Below are 15,417 nucleotides of genomic sequence, written 5' to 3' on the forward strand. Positions count from 1 at the left end.
GTGGATAAAGACAATTCATTTGAATAATATCGCGGCGAGGCCCAGCTTCCGGGCATGTTCCAGAGCCTGCACAGCGCGGTTCCAGCAAGGTCGGTTCGCACCGCGGCGAGCGTGCTGGTCGGTGTCCTCGTCACACCGGATGCAACGGCCGTCGCCATCCCCGAGACCTTCGCGCGCTGGCGGGCGCTGACGCCGCTTGCGACATGGCTGCCGATCGCACTGGGCGAACCGGGCTACGCCGACGTCCTGAGCGGCGTTGCGGCCGCCCTCGCCCGCTCCGGCATGACGCCGCGGCAGCTGATCCTGCTCGGCGAAGGGCCGGTCGCGCGCAGCATGCTCGAACTGGCGCTGCGGGGCGAATTGCCGTGCGGCGGCATCGTCGCGATCGACGTCCCCTGCGGCGCACTGCCGTTTCCCATCGTGCCCACGGTCACTGCGATGCGGCTTGTCATCCGTCGCGAAGGCGATGAGACGCTGCGCGGCAATCTCATTGGCGCGCTGCGCTCAGCCGATCTCGACGCACGCATCATCACGCTCGACCTGACGGCCGGCCGCGGTGCCGGCGCGGCAGCGAGCGTCACTGAAACCTTCGTCCTCGAGCTGGTCGCAACGATCGGCCGCCGGACAATTGATGGAGTTGGCGACCCATGACACCGAAGGCCCTCATGATCACCAGCGCTTGTCTGGCGATTGCCGCCGCAATCGGCGCCGGTGCGTATCTCGTGCACCTGCGCGACGGCCGCACAGATCACGTGCCCGCCACAGCACAGGCCAAGGCCGCCACGCCGGCCGTTCCGGTGACTGCGTCCAAGGTCCGGCAGCACGACGTGCCGATCGTGCTCGAAGGGCTCGGCACGGTGACGCCGATTAACACCGCGACCATCCGCACCCAGGTGCAGGGCACGCTCGACAGCGTCGACTTCGTCGAAGGCAAGCAGGTGAAGCGCGGCGACGTGCTCGCCAAGATCGACCCGCGGGTCTATGAGGCCCAGGTCGATCAGGCCGAGGCCGCGCTGGCCCGCGACGAGGCCGCCCTGAAGAACGCCAGGACCAATGTTTCGCGAACCCAGCCGCTCGCCGACCGCGGCTTTGCCACCCAGCAGCTGCTCGATACCCAGAATTCGCAGGTCGCGCAGGGCGAGGGCACGGTCGCGCTCGACAAGGCGGCGCTGGAAGCCGCGCAAACCCAGCTGAGCTTCACCACCATCACCGCGCCGTTCGACGGCGTCACCGGAATCCGCCGCATCGATCCCGGCAACATCGTGCAGCCGTCCGATCTCAACGGGCTCGTGGTCCTGACCCAGCTGCAGCCGATCGCGGTGATCTTCACGCTGCCGTCCGCCGACATCCCGCGCGTGCAGCAGGCGCTCGCGTCCGGGATCGTGTCGGTCGACGCTTACGATGCCAGGAACACGCGGAAGCTCGACCACGGCAGCCTGATCCTGATCGACAACCAGGTCGACAGCTCGACCGGCACTGTGCGGCTGAAGGCGTCGTTCCCGAACGCCGGCAAGACGCTGTGGCCCGGCACCTTCGTCAACGTCCATCTGACCGTCGCGATCAGCCACAACGCGCTCACCGTGCCGCTGACCGCAGTGCTGCAGGGCCCGAACGGCGCGTTCGCCTATGTGGTCGCTGCGGACAATGTCGTGAGCACGCGCAGCCTCACCACCGGTCAGTCGCGTGACGGGCAGAGCCTGATCGAGCAGGGCCTCGCGGCAGGCGAGACCGTCGTCACCGCCGGCCAGTACCGGCTCAGTCCAGGCGCGACCGCCGAGATCGTGCCCGACGACAAGAAGGACCTGGTCCAGAACGCGACCACCGCCAGCGCAGGCATGCTGCCATGAACATCTCCGAAGGCTTTATCCGCAGGCCGGTCGCAACCGCCTTCCTGGCCATCGCCATCACGCTGGTCGGCATGGTCGCCTTTGTGCGGCTGCCGGTCTCGGCGCTGCCGACGGTGGACACCCCGACCATCCAGGTGACCGCGCAACTGCCTGGCGCCGACCCGCAGACCATGGCCTCCTCGGTCGCGACGCCGCTGGAGCGGCAGTTCGGACAGATCGCGGGCCTGACCGGCATGAGCTCGAGCAGCGGGCTCGGCAACACCCAGATCACGCTGCAATTCGCGCTGAACCGCAGCGTCGATTCGGCCGCGCAGGACGTGCAGACCGCAATCAATGCCGCAGCCGGGCAACTGCCCAAGACAATGCCGTCGCCGCCGACCTTCCACAAGGTCAATCCGGCCGATGTGCCGGTGCTGCTGATCGCGTTGACGTCGGACACCGAGCCGCTGACCAAGGTCGACGATTACGCCGACAGCATTTTGGCCCAGAAATTGTCGCAGGTGCCCGGCGTCGCGCTGGTCACGATCGGCGGCATGCAGAAGCCGTCGATCCGCGTGCAGGTCAATCCGGCCAAGCTCGCCGCCGCAGGCCTCGACCTCGAGCAATTGCGCACCACGCTCGGCAACATCACCGTGAACCAGCCCAAGGGCGTGCTCTACGGCAATCAGCAGGCCTACACGCTTGCCACCAACGACCAGGTGCTGGTCGCGAGCAAGTATGACGATCTGATCATCGCCTATCGCAACGGCGCGCCGGTGCGCCTGCGCGACGTCGGCCAGGCCATCGTCGCCGCGGAAGACGTCACGCTGCACGGCTGGTACAACGACAAGCCCGCCGTCATCCTCGCGATCCAGCGCCAGCCCGGCGCCAACGTGATCAGCACGGTGGACGGCATCAAGAAGCTGCTGCCGCAGCTGGTCTCGGGCCTGCCGTCCGACATCAAGGTCCAGATCGCGTCCGACCGCACCCAGACCATCCGCGCCAGCGTCGCCGACGTGCAGTTCACCCTGCTGTTGACCATCGCGCTGGTGGTCGGCGTGATCTTCCTGTTCCTGCGCAATCTGTGGGCGACCGTCATTCCCGCGGTCTCGGTGCCGATCTCGCTGATCGGCACCTTCGGCGTGATGTATCTGCTCAACTACAGCCTCGATAATCTGTCGCTGATGGGCCTGTCGATCGCGGTCGGCTTCGTCGTCGACGACGCCATCGTGATGATCGAGAACATCTCGCGGCACATCGAGGAGGGTCTCTCGCCGATGCAGGCGACGCTGAAGGGCGCAAAAGAGATCGCCTTCACCATCATCTCGATCTCGGTCTCGCTGGTCGCGGTGTTCATTCCGCTCCTGCTGATGGGCGGCGTGATCGGCCGCATGTTCCAGGAATTCGCCGTAACGGTCTGCGTCGCCATCCTGGTGTCGGTCGTCGTCTCGGTGACCCTGACGCCGATGATGTGCGCCTATCTGCTGTCGCCGAACCCTGGCGCCGATGCCGGGCGGGTGTCGCGCGCGCTCGAGCGCGGCTTCGTCGCGATCGAGACCGGCTACGAGCGGCTGCTCGCCGTGGCGTTGCGCTTCAAGGCCACGACGCTGTCCATCATGCTGGCCAGCATCGTGGTGACCGGCCTGCTGTTCGTTGCCATCCCCAAGGGCTTCTTTCCCCAGCAGGACACCGGCATGATCACCGGAATCACGGAAGCATCGGCGGACGTCTCGCCGGCGCAGATGGCGGCCTTGCAGCGCAGCGCCATCGACATCATCGCAAAGAACCCCGGGGTCGCCAATGCGACCGGCTATATCGGCCCGGGCGGCCCAACGGTGACCGAGAACAATGGCCGCCTGTTCGTGCTGCTGAAGCCAAAAGCGGAGCGCTCCGCTTCCGCGGACCAGGTGATCCGGCAGCTCGACACCGCGCTGCAGAAGATCAAGGGAATGTCGGTGTTCCTGCAGGCTACGCAGGACATCAATCTCGCCAGCCGCCTGTCCAAGACGCAATATCAGTACACGCTCACCGATGTGAACCAGGACGAGCTCAATCTGTGGGCCGGCAAGCTGTATCAGACGCTGAAGACGCTGCCGGAGCTCGCTGACGTCGCCACCGACCAGGCTAATGCCGCGCGCCAGCTCAAGCTCGAGATCGACCGCGACGCCGCCGCCCGCCTCGGCATCGATCCGGCGGCGGTGGACAACACGCTCTATGATTCCTTTGGCCAGCGCCATGTCGCGCAGCTGTTCACGGCGCTTAACACCTATTACGTGATCCTCGAGGTCGATCCGTCGTTCCAGCTCGGCCCCTATGCGCTGAACCGCATCTATATCCGCTCGTCCACCGGATCGATGGTGCCGCTCAGCCAGATCGCGAGCATCGACTACGGCACCGCGCCGCTCGCCGTGAACCATCAGAGCCAGTTCCCGTCGGTGACGCTGAGCTTCAACCTCGCGCCCGGCGCGGCGGTGGGAACGGCGGTCGCCGCGATCCAGAAGGCGACCGCCGAGATGCACATGCCCTCGACCGTTGCCACCAGCTTCCAGGGCAATGCGCAGGCGTTCCAGGCGGCACTCGCCAGCACGCCGGTGCTGATCGTCGCGGCGATCGTTGCGGTCTATCTGATCCTCGGCATGCTCTATGAAAGCACCATCCATCCGGTCACGATCCTCTCCACCCTTCCCTCCGCCGGCCTCGGCGCGCTGCTTGCGCTATGGGCCTTCGGCTTCGGCCTCGACGTGATCGGGCTGATCGGCATCATCCTCCTGATCGGCATCGTGAAGAAGAACGGCATCATGCTGATCGACTTCGCGCTGGAGGCGGAACGCCACCAGCACCTCTCTGCCGAGCGGTCGGTCTATCTGGCCTGCAAGGCGCGCTTCCGCCCGATCCTGATGACGACGATGTGCGCCATGCTCGGCGGCGTGCCGCTGATGATCGGCACCGGAACGGGGTCCGAGCTGCGCCAGCCGCTCGGCTTTGCGATCGTCGGCGGGTTGATCGTCTCGCAGCTGATGACGCTGTTCACGACGCCGGTCGTCTACATCTATCTCGACGACATCAGGCGATGGCTGGGCGGCCTGCGCGGAGGCGCGCGGCAGGCCGCATCTCGCCGGTCCGAGGCAGCGTCATAGAGGCGCTCCCCAGCCGGTCCTGCATGCGGCGACGAAGAACGCGACGCCGCGTGCAACATGATCATCGATCTCGGGGTCGAGCACTTTCAGGTCCACCTCGAACAGCGCCCGAAGCAGCATCGGCACCGCGATGATGTCCAGGAACAGGCGCGCCGTTGTCGGCAGTTGCTCCGGGGCGAAGGCGGGCAACTTGCCGAGTTCATCGGATTGCGTCAGGTCGCGCAGCAGGTGAACGCCGAGCTCGGTGGCGAGCGCGCGCGCCCTGCGGTTGACGGTGGCAGCAAGATCCGGAAAGCGATGCGCCTCCGCGATGGCGAGCCGCATCAGTCCGATCCGATCGGCGTCAAGGCCCCAATGCAGCAGGGTCGAGGCAACGCTGGTGAGACGCTCCTCGACCGTCGCGCCGACCGGCGCATCCGCCTTGAACTCGGCGATCCGCGACAGGATGTCCCGCGTCACCACCTCGGTAAACAGCGCGCGCTTGTCGCGGAAGCGTGCATAGATCGTGCGCTTGCCGGAGCGCGCGGCCTCGGCGATCTCGTCGATGCTCGCGCCCTCGAACCCGCGCTGCAGAAAAACCTTGCGCGCCGCATTCAGGATGCGCCCGTCGACCTCGCCGGCCAGCTCCTTTGGCGGCCGGCCGGCACGCACCTCGACCGGACTCGCCTTGGGAGCCCGCGGCTTCTTCAAGGTGCTGGTGGTCATCGCCTCTACCCGGGTGCCGTTGGCCGGTCGCGCCGGCAACAACAGATGATATAGCCCTATCACATCTGGTTGTAAATAGAACGGTACAGTTCCGTTTCTATTGACGCCGCGCTGCCACCGGACTACTTGCCGCATAGAAACGAAACTGTTTCGTTCCTTTATGCAGGCCCGAACGGACCTCGCCGGACAGCAGGAGCCGCCATCATGTTCGAAGACACTGTTTTGGAGCGCGACCAGGAGGGGCATCCGGGCATCGAGGGCTCGCCCCCGGTGCCGGCCCCGCACGAAGCCGATGCCAAATCCGACCAGCCGGAGATCACCGCGAAGGCTCCCGCGCCGGAGCGTCCAGCCGGCAAGCAGCCCGCGCCACCGCAAACAGTCCCACCGGAGGTTACCGGCAAGGCGCCGCGGCGCGGTTTCCTGCGCCGCCGTCCGGTCGTCTCCGCGATCGGCGCCGTGCTGCTCGCCGCCGCGGTCGGCGGTGGCACCCTCTATATGGATTACACAGACCATTTCGAATCCACCGACGACGCCTTCATCGCGGCGCGGCAGTCCGCCCTCGCACCAAAAGTCTCCGGCTACATCACCGCCGTTCCGGTCACCGACAACCAGCATGTCACAGCCGGCGACGTGATCGCCCGCCTCGACGACCGCGACTATCTCGTCGCGCTGGCGCAGGCCGAGGCCCAGGTCGCGGCCGCGCAGGCCAGCATCGAGAATGTCGATGCGCAGCTCGATGTGCAGCAGGCGCAGATCGCCGCCAACCAGGCCCAGGTGGACCAGGCGCACGCGGCGCTGGTGTTCGCCCAGCAGCAGGCAACGCGCTTCCAGCATCTGGAGCAGACCGGCTACGGCACGGTGCAGAATTCCGAGCAGTACACCTCGCAACTGCATCAGCAGCAGGCCGCGCTGCTGAGCGCGCAGGCGACGCTCAATCTCGCGCAGCGCCAGGTCGAGTCGCTGAAGGCGCAGCGCAAGAGCGCGGTCGCCAATCTCGCCCAGGCCGAGGCGCAGCGCGACCAGGCGCAACTCAATCTGTCCTACACGACCGTGACCGCCGCGCAGCCGGGCCGCGTCGTCAACCTCTCGGCTGCGGTCGGCCAGTTCGCGCAGGCCGGCACCAACCTGACCATGTTCGTGCCCGACCAGACCTGGGTCACCGCGAACTTCAAGGAGATCCAGCTTAACAAGATGCGCCCTGGCAAGAAGGTGACGCTGAAGATCGACGCCTATCCCGGACGCACGATCAATGGCCATGTCGAGAGCGTGCAGCCCGGCTCCGGCACCGCGTTCTCGTTGCTGCCGGCGCAGAACGCCACCGGCAACTACGTCAAGATCGTGCAGCGCGTGCCGGTCAAGATCGTGATGGACAATCCGCCGACCGACGTCGCGCTCGGGCCGGGCATGTCGGTGGTACCGACGGTGCGGATCGACGCCGCGCCGTCGCTGCTCGAGCGTCTTGAGAAGCTGAATCTCGGGAGGCTGTGATGAGTGCCGCAGCGATCGACGCCAAAGCCATGCCGGCTCCAGCCGTCAGCATCAATCCCTGGCTGATCGCCATCGTGGTTGCGCTCGCGAGCTTCATGGAGGTGCTCGACAGCACCATCGCCAACGTCGCGCTGCCCTATATCGCCGGCGGCATGGGGGTGAGCGAGGACGAAGCCTCCTGGGTGGTCACCTCCTATCTGGTTTCCAACGCCATCATCCTGACCGCGTCCAGCTTTCTCGCCCGAATGCTGGGGCGCAAGCGGTTCTTCCTGATCTGCCTCGGCATCTTCACGGTCTCTTCGATCCTGTGCGGCTTCGCCTCGAGCCTCAACGCGCTGCTGCTGTTCCGCATCCTGCAAGGCCTCGGCGGTGGCGGCATGGTGCCGGTGGCGCAGTCGATCCTCGCGGATGCGTTTCCGCCGGCCAAGCGCGGACAAGCGTTTGCGGTGTTCGGCATCGCCGTGGTGGTGGCGCCGGTGGTCGGGCCGACGCTCGGGGGCTGGCTGTCCGACAATCTGTCCTGGCACTGGTGTTTTCTGATCAACGCCCCGGTCGGCGCGTTTGCGACCATCCTGATCGCGGCAGTGCTGCAGGAGCCTGCAAAGAAGGCCAAGCCGCAACGGCAGGAGGCCGGTTTCGATGTCATCGGCTTCGCGCTAGTCGCGACCTTCCTCGGCGCGCTCGAGGTGATGCTCGACCGCGGCCTCGAGGACGACTGGTTCGCCTCGTCCTTCATCGTCACATCAGCGGTGATCTGCGGCGCGGCGTTCGTGCTGATGATCCCGTGGGAGATGACCCGGCGCAATCCGATGATCGACCTCAGGATGGTCGCGACCCGGCAGTTCGGCGCCTGCTTCCTGGTGATGCTGGCGACCGGCGCCATCCTGCTTGCGACCACGCAATTTTTGCCGCAGCTGGTGCAGCAGGATTTCGGCTACACCGCGACCTGGGCCGGCCTCGTGCTCTCGCCCGGCGGCCTCGTCACCATGGCGATGATGTTTGTGGTCGGCCGCCTCGCCGCCAAGGTGCAGCCGAAATATTTGATCGTGCTCGGCGCGCTGGTGATCGCCGCCTCGATGTACAGCATGACCAACGTCTATGGCGATCTCGGCTTCTGGTTCATGGCGCGCTCGCGCATGCTGATCGGCGTCGGCCTGCCGCTGATCTTCGTGCCAATCATGGCGGCGTCCTATGACGGCATCCCGCCTGACAAGACCGACCAGGCCTCCGCGCTGATCAACGCGGCGCGCAACACCGGCGGCTCGATCGGCGTCTCGATCGTGTCCAACGTGCTGACGCATCGCCAGCAGTTCCACCAGAGCCGGCTGGTCGAGCAGGTGACGCCGTCAAGCCCGCAATATCAGGACACGCTGCACCAGGTCACCGACTTCTTCGTCGCCCAGGGCAATTCGCTGGCGCAGGCGCACCAACAGGCGATCCAGTGGATCGGCCAGCAGGTGCAGACCCAGGCCTCGTTCCTGTCCTACATGGACGCGTTCTGGGTGCTGATGCTGATCTCGCTCTCGGCCATCCCGTTGGCGCTGACCTTGCGCAAGGTCAAGCTCGGCGGCCCCGCCCCTGTCGGCCATTGAGCCTCGCCGCGAAAGGAAATTTTCGAAAGCGCGTCGCCCTTCCGGCGGCGCGCTCTCAGTTGGCGCCTTCCCTCAACCCGCCCTGCGCCGCTGGCCGCGCCACCACAGGCCGAAGGCGATCGTGACCGCGGCGGCGAGCGAGAACCAGGTGATGGCGTACTGCATGTGGTCGTCCTTGAGCCGCACCTTGAGCGGCCCGGGCTTCGGCGTGCCGCTCTCCGGCACCGGCGCCTCGAGGTCGATGTAGAACGGTGCGACCTCACCCCAGCCGAGCGCCTGCGCCATCGCGCGGTGATCGCGCACGAACCATAGCCGCTTTGTCGGATCTTCCTTCGGCGTCAGCCGGCCCGGCGGCTCCGGAAAGCGGATGTAGCCGGTGAGTTCGACCGGCGCGCCGGTGGCGAGGCGGCCGGCGACACGATCCTCGAAAGCGCGGTCCTGCATCGTGTTCTGGACGAAGCCGGCGTTGACCACGACGGTCTCGCCGCTGGCGAGCTTAGCCGGCAGGAACGCCCAGGTGCCGGGCCCGCTGATGTCGTCGCGCACCGCGGAGCCCGAGCTGAACACCATCGCGTCAGGCTGTTTCGCGTAGGTCACGGTCAGGGTGACGCGGCGGAATTCGTCCCTCGCCGAAGTCAGCGTGGGCCACGCCGACGGCGGCGGCAGCGCCTCGGTCGGAGCGGCGAGCCGCACGTCGAGCGCTGCGATCAGCGCATGCTTCTCGACCCTGCGCTGCAATTGCCAGACGCCAAGCGCGATGCACACCGCGATCAGGATCAACGTGAAAATGCCGAAGCCGGCCGCGCTCGGCCGGTGCGTCGTCTTGTCATTCATTGCGGGTCGCGCTCGATCAATTGGCCTTCGGCGGCCTTGTGGTGGAATTGCAGCGCGATCAGCAGCGCCTTCATCGAACGCAGCGGCAGGATCGTGGTCACCACGATCAGCGGCAGCCACAGCGCGGCATGCACCCAGAACGGCGGCTGGTACTTCACCTCGACGATCAGCGCCGCCGCGACCACGATGGCGCCGGCCAGCATGATGACGAAGATCGCCGGCCCGTCACCGGCATCGATGAAGGCGAAGTCGAGGCCGCAGGCCTGGCAGCGCGGCGCCAGCGTCAGGAAGCCGGAATAGAGCTTGCCCTTGCCGCAGCGCGGACAGCGGCAGGCAATGCCGCGGATCGCGCTCTCGGTCACAGTGGGCGGGGTATCCGTCATCGGGTCTCTTCAAATGCAAAGGGGCGGCCATCCGGCCGCCCCTCTTAGCACGTCGGCGTGCGGTTAGTGTGCGCCGTGGGCCATCGCCTCGGCGCCGCGACCCCAGACGTAGATGCAGATGAACAGGAACAGCCAGACCACGTCGACGAAGTGCCAGTACCAGGCAGCGAACTCGAAGCCCAGGTGCTGCTTCGGCGTGAAATGACCGGCATAGGCGCGGATCAGGCAGACCAGCAGGAAGATGGTGCCGACCAGCACGTGGAAGCCGTGGAACCCGGTCGCCATGAAGAAGGTCGAGCCATAGACGTTGCCGCCGAACGAGAACGTCGCGTGGGCGTATTCATAGGCCTGCACGCAGGTGAAAAGGGCGCCGAGGATCACGGTCAGGATCAGGCCCTGCTTCAGGCCCTGGCGGTCGTTCTCCAGCAGCGCATGGTGCGCCCAGGTGACGGTGGTGCCGGAGGTCAAGAGCAGCAGCGTGTTGAGCAGCGGCAGATGCCAGGGATCGAAGGTCTCGATGCCGTGCGGCGGCCAGGTGCCGGGGACGGAGCAGGCGCCCATCGCACTGCCGGCGCCGCAGCCGAACACCGCGTCGCGGGTGGCATGCACCGCATCGGCCGGGAACAGCGCCGAATTGAAGAAGGCCCAGAACCAGGCGACGAAGAACATCACCTCGGAGGCGATGAACAGGATCATGCCATAGCGGTGGCTGATCTGCACCACGCGGGTGTGGTCGCCTTTGTACTGGGCTTCCTTGATCACGTCGCCCCACCAGCTCGCCATGGTGTAGAGCACGCCGATGGTGCCGACCCCGAACACGATCGGGGCGGCCGAATACATGTGGTGCATCCAGCCGATCGCGCCGACCGCCATGATGAAGGCCGAGATCGAACCGACCACCGGCCACGGGCTCGGGTCGACGAGATGATAGTCGTGATGCTTGACTTGCGCCTCAGCCATTGCCGTCTCTCCATTCGCGTGCCGCGAGGCACGTCTTAAGTCTTTAATTCCAGAACTAGCCGCCCTTGCGCTGCTCCGCCTCGCCCGCCGCCACGGGCTTCGGCGCGGCGTCGCGCACGGGGAAGAAAGTGTAGGACAAAGTGATCGTCTTCAGCGTGTCGTTCTCGCTGTCCTTGGCCAGCGCCGGATCGACATAGAATACGACGGCCATCTCGCGCTTTTCGCCGGGCGCCAAGGTCTGTTCCGTGAAGCAGAAGCAGTTGATCTTCTGGAAATAGGCGCCGACCGTCAGCGGCGCGACGTTGTAGGACGCCTGTGCGGTGGTGGTGCGGGCCGACTGGTTGGTCACGGTGTAATAGACGGTGACGACCTGGCCGATCTTGACGTCGATATTGTTCTGCTCCGGCTCGAACTTCCAGGGCAGGCCCGGCGCGACGTTGGAATCGAAGCTGACGGTGATGGTGCGCTCGAGCGGCGCATCCGAAGGCAGCGAGGTCGCGACCTGGGTGGTGCCGTTGAAGCCGGTGGTGCGGCAGAACCAGTTGTAGAACGGCACGGCCGCGTAGGACGCGCCGAGCATCAGCACCACGACGAAGCCGCAGATCGACGCCACCATCGTATCGCGCGACAGCGTGCGGCGCGTGACCTTGGCGCGCTCGCCTTGCGGTGCCTCGGTGCTGCGCTGGTTCGCCGTCTCACTCATAGCGGCCGCACCAGCACGGCTGGCCCCTTGACGATGGTGACCGCGAAGAACAGCAGGACCATGACGCCGAGCGCGAGCGCAATGGCGATCGAGCGCTGGCGCCGGCTCCTGAGCTGCGCCTCGGTGAGGACGATTCCGTCTGGTTCGCGTTTCTCGTCCATTGATGTCCCATGCGCCCCCATCTCGCCCCCGGGCGTTCCCTATCCGATCAAGACAGGCGCAATCGCGCGGACCACGACCTCGGCGAGGAGGACGGCAAACAGCGCGAACAGATAAAGGATCGAGAACGCGAACAGCCGGCGGGTGGCGCGGTTGGCCGCAACACCCTCGCGGCGACGATAGACCTCGATGGCAAGCCATAGCATGCCGGCGCCGAGCACCAGCGAGGTGACGCCGTAGATCGCGTCGAAATAGCCGAGCGGCCACGGCGCCAGCGCCACCGCGACCAGCACGATGGTGTAGAGCAGTATCTGCAGGCGGGTCGCGTCGGGACCGGCAACCACCGGCAGCATCGGAATGCCGGCGCGCGCGTAGTCGTCGCTGCGGAACAGCGCCAGCGCCCAAAAATGCGGCGGGGTCCAGAAGAAGATGATCAGGAACAGCAGGATCGGCTCGACCGAGAGCGAGCCGGTCGCGGCCGCCCAGGCCACCACCGGCGGCAGCGCGCCGGCGGCGCCGCCGATCACGATGTTCTGCGCGGTCCAGCGCTTCAGCCACATCGTGTAGACCACGGCATAGAAGAAGATGGTGAAGGCAAGCAGCGCGCCCGCCACCCAGTTGACCAGGATGCCGAGCGTCATCACCGAGAAGAAGGCGAGCGTGATGCCGAACGCGGCGGCCTCGGTCGGGGTGATGCGCCCGCGCGGGATCGGCCGGTTGGCGGTGCGCGTCATCAACGCATCGACGTCGTTCTCATAGGCCATGTTGAGCGCGCCGGAGGCGCCGGCGCCGACCGCGATGCACAGGATCGAGGTGAACGCCAGCACCGGATGCACATGCACCGGCGCGATCATCAGTCCGACCAGCGCGGTGAAGATCACCAGCGACATCACGCGCGGCTTCAACAGCGCGATGTAATCGCCCACTTCGGCCTCGGAGATCCGGGGCAACTCGATGGCATTGTGATCGACAACCGACAAGATCAGGTTCCGCTTCTATAAAGCGCACGGCGCACTTTGGGTGCGCCGCGCGGTGTTGGAATTACTGCACGCGCGGCAGCACTTCGAACTGGTGGAACGGCGGCGGCGAGGTCAGCGTCCACTCCAGCGTGGTCGCACCCGCGCCCCACGGATTGTTCGCGGCCTGCTCCTTGCGGACGAAGGCATCGATCACGCCGTAGATGAAGATTAGCACGCCGATGCCGGAGATGTAGGAGCCCCAGGAGGAGATCAGGTTCCAGCCGGCGAACGCATCCGGATAGTCGACATAGCGGCGCGGCATGCCCGACAGGCCGAGGAAGTGCTGCGGGAAGAACACCAAGTTGACGCCGATGAAGGTGAACCAGAAGTGCGCCTTGGCGATGGTCTCCGAGTACATGTAGCCGAACATCTTCGGGAACCAGTAGTACCAGCCGGCGAAGATGCCGAACACGGCGCCGAGCGACAGCACGTAGTGAAAGTGCGCCACCACGTAGTAAGTGTCCTGCAGCACTCGGTCGACGCCGGCATTGGCCAGCACCACGCCGGTGACGCCGCCGACGGTGAACAGGAAGATGAAGCCGATCGCCCAGATCATCGGCGCCTTGAACTCGATCGAGCCGCCCCACATCGTGGCGATCCAGGAGAAGATCTTCACGCCGGTCGGCACCGCGATCACCATCGTGGCGGCGACGAAATAGGCCTGCGTCGCCGACGACATGCCGACGGTGTACATGTGGTGCGCCCACACCACGAAGCCGATGCCGCCGATCGCGACCATGGCGTAGGCCATGCCGAGATAGCCGAACACCGGCTTGCGCGAGAAGGTGGAGACGATCTGGCTGACCATGCCGAAGGCCGGCAGGATCAGGATGTACACTTCGGGGTGGCCGAAGAACCAGAACAGATGCTGGAACAGCACCGGGTCGCCGCCGCCGTCGGCGGCAAAGAAGGCGGTGCCGAAATTGCGGTCGGTCAGCAGCATGGTGATCGCACCGGCGAGCACCGGCAGCGACAGCAGAAGCAGGAACACCGTCACCAGGATCGACCACACGAACAGCGGCATCTTGTGCAGGGTCATGCCTGGCGCGCGCATGTTGAAGATCGTGGTGATGAAGTTGATGGCGCCGAGGATCGACGACGCACCGGCCAGATGCAGCGACAGGATCGCGAAATCGACCGCCGGACCCGGATGGCCCGAGGTCGACAGCGGCGCGTAGATGGTCCAGCCCGCGCCGACGCCGTTGGCGCCCGGCTCACCCTCGACGAAGGTCGACATCAGGAGCAGCGCGAACGAGGCCGGCAGCAGCCAGAACGAGATGTTGTTCATGCGCGGGAACGCCATATCAGGCGCGCCGATCATCAGCGGTACCATCCAGTTGCCGAACCCGCCGATCATCGCCGGCATGACCATGAAGAAGATCATGATCAGACCGTGCGAGGTCACGAACACGTTATAGGTGTGCGTCTCGTGGAATATCTGGACGCCCGGATACATCAACTCGGCACGGATCGCGATCGACATCGCGGCGCCGATGATGCCCGCGATCACCGCAAAGACCAGGTACATCGTACCGATGTCCTTGTGGTTCGTGGAGTAGAGATAGCGCCGCCATCCGGTCGGATGGTGGGCGTGATCATCATGGGCGTGATCGTCGTGTGTCGCTGCGCCTGTCGCCATGTTCAAAATCCTGCCTTGCAGTCCCTCTTGGACCTTGCGGTCCCGTCGCCCTTATTCCATCCCGCGCCGCAAGCCGTCCCGGCTTACTGCGCCGCCTGACCAGCCGAGGCGTAGGAATTCGCCGGGTTGGTCGCAAACTTCTTCTTCGCCCCCTCGACCCAGGTCGCGAATTCCTGGTCGCTGACGACCCGCACCGCGATCGGCATGAAGGCATGGTCCTTGCCGCACAGTTCCGAGCACTGGCCGTAGAACACGCCGGTCTTGGTGGCCTTGAACCAGCTCTCGTTGAGGCGGCCGGGGACCGAGTCGATCTTCACGCCGAAGGCCGGCACAGCGAAGGAGTGGATCACGTCGGCACCGGTGGTCTGGATCCGCACCACCTTGTTGACCGGGACCACCATCTCGTTGTCGACGCCGAGCAGGCGGGGCTGCTTGTCCTTATCGAGCAGCGAGTCGAACTCGAACTTGCCGTTATCCGGGTAGGCGTAGGACCAATACCACTGCTTGCCGGTGACCTTCACGGTGAGGTCCGGCTTCGGCACGTCGAGCTCCAGGAACAGCAGGCGGAACGACGGCACCGCGATGCCGACCAGAATCAGGACCGGGATCAGCGTCCAGGCCACTTCGATCAGGGTGTTGTGGGTAGTCCGGGAGGGGACCGGGTTGGCCTTGGCGTTGAACTTCACCACCACGATGATCAGCAGCGCCAGCACGAACAGCGTGATCACGGTGATCAGCACCAGCAGGAAATTGTGGAACCAGATGATGTTCTCCATCACCGGGGTCGCGGCTTCCTGCAGCGTGTGCTCCCACGGCGCCGGCTGTCCCATCTCGGCGGAGGCCGATCCCGCGGCGACTGACGCCATCCCCGCCACCGCCAAACCCAGCAACTGCCTGCCCAACCGGCCAATCGACATCTTCATGCCGTTCGCGCTCCCTTGATAATTCCCCAAAACACCTCCGGCACTTGAC

Annotated in this window: 14 protein-coding genes; 5 read left to right on the plus strand and 9 right to left on the minus strand. The window is 65.8% G+C overall.

Translation table 11 applies throughout. From position 1 onward, the window contains the following. The first annotated feature begins 54 nt into the window (after positions 1 to 54). Genes G6P99_RS43970 through G6P99_RS43980 form a run of 3 tightly spaced genes read left to right on the plus strand, consistent with a single transcriptional unit; the run spans position 55 to position 4,963 of the window. Positions 55 to 651 (plus strand): hypothetical protein, encoded by a 597-nt coding sequence (locus G6P99_RS43970; protein ID WP_245284484.1) that lies wholly within the window; start codon positions 55 to 57, stop codon positions 649 to 651. Next, complete coding sequence (locus G6P99_RS43975) at positions 648 to 1,847, plus strand: efflux RND transporter periplasmic adaptor subunit (RefSeq protein WP_245284485.1); 1,200 nt, start codon at positions 648 to 650, stop codon at positions 1,845 to 1,847. The genes G6P99_RS43970 and G6P99_RS43975 overlap by 4 nt, the downstream gene beginning before the upstream one ends. After that, entirely contained in the window at positions 1,844 to 4,963 is a 3,120-nt protein-coding gene (locus tag G6P99_RS43980) for an efflux RND transporter permease subunit (RefSeq protein ID WP_029077787.1), read from the plus strand. The genes G6P99_RS43975 and G6P99_RS43980 overlap by 4 nt, the downstream gene beginning before the upstream one ends. Here the strand turns inward: G6P99_RS43980 and G6P99_RS43985 are convergent. Further along, positions 4,958 to 5,668 carry a TetR/AcrR family transcriptional regulator gene (locus G6P99_RS43985; protein WP_051345940.1) on the minus strand — a complete coding sequence of 237 codons (711 nt, stop codon included), beginning with the start codon at positions 5,666 to 5,668 and terminating at the stop codon, positions 4,958 to 4,960. The genes G6P99_RS43980 and G6P99_RS43985 overlap by 6 nt on opposite strands. 204 nt (positions 5,669 to 5,872) lie before the next feature. On the opposite strand from G6P99_RS43985, the gene G6P99_RS43990 reads away from it, so the two are divergent. Together G6P99_RS43990 and G6P99_RS43995 are read left to right on the plus strand one after the other, a co-directional pair. Next, positions 5,873 to 7,156 (plus strand): HlyD family secretion protein, encoded by a 1,284-nt coding sequence (locus G6P99_RS43990; protein ID WP_084518233.1) that lies wholly within the window; start codon positions 5,873 to 5,875, stop codon positions 7,154 to 7,156. Next, positions 7,156 to 8,748, plus strand: a complete 1,593-nt coding sequence (locus G6P99_RS43995; protein WP_205751462.1) for a DHA2 family efflux MFS transporter permease subunit — start codon at positions 7,156 to 7,158, stop codon at positions 8,746 to 8,748. The genes G6P99_RS43990 and G6P99_RS43995 overlap by 1 nt, the downstream gene beginning before the upstream one ends. Before the next feature lie 72 nt (positions 8,749 to 8,820). On the opposite strand, the gene G6P99_RS44000 is transcribed toward G6P99_RS43995, so the two are convergent. The 8 genes from G6P99_RS44000 to coxB all read right to left on the minus strand — a co-directional run bounded on the left by G6P99_RS44000 (position 8,821) and on the right by coxB (position 15,368). After that, positions 8,821 to 9,582 (minus strand): SURF1 family protein, encoded by a 762-nt coding sequence (locus G6P99_RS44000; protein WP_029077791.1) that lies wholly within the window; start codon positions 9,580 to 9,582, stop codon positions 8,821 to 8,823. Beyond that, a complete protein-coding gene (locus tag G6P99_RS44005) occupies positions 9,579 to 9,965 on the minus strand; it encodes a DUF983 domain-containing protein (protein WP_029077792.1) in 387 nt (128 codons plus the stop codon). Before G6P99_RS44005 ends, G6P99_RS44000 begins: the two co-directional genes overlap by 4 nt. A gap of 63 nt (positions 9,966 to 10,028) precedes the next feature. Then, complete coding sequence (locus G6P99_RS44010; protein ID WP_029077793.1) at positions 10,029 to 10,925, minus strand: cytochrome c oxidase subunit 3; 897 nt, start codon at positions 10,923 to 10,925, stop codon at positions 10,029 to 10,031. A gap of 55 nt (positions 10,926 to 10,980) precedes the next feature. Continuing rightward, positions 10,981 to 11,541, minus strand: coding sequence for a cytochrome c oxidase assembly protein (locus tag G6P99_RS44015; RefSeq protein WP_156928331.1), 561 nt, complete (start codon positions 11,539 to 11,541; stop codon positions 10,981 to 10,983). 83 nt (positions 11,542 to 11,624) lie between these two features. Then, positions 11,625 to 11,789: a hypothetical protein gene (locus G6P99_RS44020; RefSeq protein ID WP_029077795.1), complete on the minus strand. Its 165-nt coding sequence runs from the start codon at positions 11,787 to 11,789 to the stop codon at positions 11,625 to 11,627. A 39-nt stretch (positions 11,790 to 11,828) separates the two neighbouring features. Beyond that, positions 11,829 to 12,767: a heme o synthase gene (locus G6P99_RS44025; protein WP_029077796.1), complete on the minus strand. Its 939-nt coding sequence runs from the start codon at positions 12,765 to 12,767 to the stop codon at positions 11,829 to 11,831. 61 nt (positions 12,768 to 12,828) lie between these two features. Continuing rightward, positions 12,829 to 14,445, minus strand: a complete 1,617-nt coding sequence (gene ctaD / locus G6P99_RS44030) for a cytochrome c oxidase subunit I (protein ID WP_029077797.1) — start codon at positions 14,443 to 14,445, stop codon at positions 12,829 to 12,831. Between the two features lie 83 nt (positions 14,446 to 14,528). Continuing rightward, complete coding sequence (gene coxB / locus G6P99_RS44035; protein WP_029077798.1) at positions 14,529 to 15,368, minus strand: cytochrome c oxidase subunit II; 840 nt, start codon at positions 15,366 to 15,368, stop codon at positions 14,529 to 14,531. Between the last annotated feature and the right edge of the window lie 49 nt (positions 15,369 to 15,417).

The organism is Bradyrhizobium sp. 6(2017), assembly GCF_011058295.2.
Taxonomy (GTDB): domain Bacteria; phylum Pseudomonadota; class Alphaproteobacteria; order Rhizobiales; family Xanthobacteraceae; genus Bradyrhizobium; species Bradyrhizobium septentrionale.

Excerpts from the sequence above, each read along its gene's own strand:
- G6P99_RS43970 (WP_245284484.1), top strand. The coding sequence starts at position 55 with ATGTTCCAGAGCCTGCACAGCGCGGTTCCAGCAAGGTCGGTTCGCACC.
- G6P99_RS43975 (WP_245284485.1), top strand. The coding sequence starts at position 648 with ATGACACCGAAGGCCCTCATGATCACCAGCGCTTGTCTGGCGATTGCC.
- G6P99_RS43980 (WP_029077787.1), top strand. The coding sequence starts at position 1,844 with ATGAACATCTCCGAAGGCTTTATCCGCAGGCCGGTCGCAACCGCCTTC.
- G6P99_RS43985 (WP_051345940.1), bottom strand. The coding sequence starts at position 5,668 with ATGACCACCAGCACCTTGAAGAAGCCGCGGGCTCCCAAGGCGAGTCCG.
- G6P99_RS43990 (WP_084518233.1), top strand. The coding sequence starts at position 5,873 with ATGTTCGAAGACACTGTTTTGGAGCGCGACCAGGAGGGGCATCCGGGC.
- G6P99_RS43995 (WP_205751462.1), top strand. The coding sequence starts at position 7,156 with ATGAGTGCCGCAGCGATCGACGCCAAAGCCATGCCGGCTCCAGCCGTC.
- G6P99_RS44000 (WP_029077791.1), bottom strand. The coding sequence starts at position 9,582 with ATGAATGACAAGACGACGCACCGGCCGAGCGCGGCCGGCTTCGGCATT.
- G6P99_RS44005 (WP_029077792.1), bottom strand. The coding sequence starts at position 9,965 with ATGACGGATACCCCGCCCACTGTGACCGAGAGCGCGATCCGCGGCATT.
- G6P99_RS44010 (WP_029077793.1), bottom strand. The coding sequence starts at position 10,925 with ATGGCTGAGGCGCAAGTCAAGCATCACGACTATCATCTCGTCGACCCG.
- G6P99_RS44015 (WP_156928331.1), bottom strand. The coding sequence starts at position 11,541 with ATGGTGGCGTCGATCTGCGGCTTCGTCGTGGTGCTGATGCTCGGCGCG.
- G6P99_RS44020 (WP_029077795.1), bottom strand. The coding sequence starts at position 11,789 with ATGGACGAGAAACGCGAACCAGACGGAATCGTCCTCACCGAGGCGCAG.
- ctaD (WP_029077797.1), bottom strand. The coding sequence starts at position 14,445 with ATGGCGACAGGCGCAGCGACACACGACGATCACGCCCATGATGATCAC.
- coxB (WP_029077798.1), bottom strand. The coding sequence starts at position 15,368 with ATGAAGATGTCGATTGGCCGGTTGGGCAGGCAGTTGCTGGGTTTGGCG.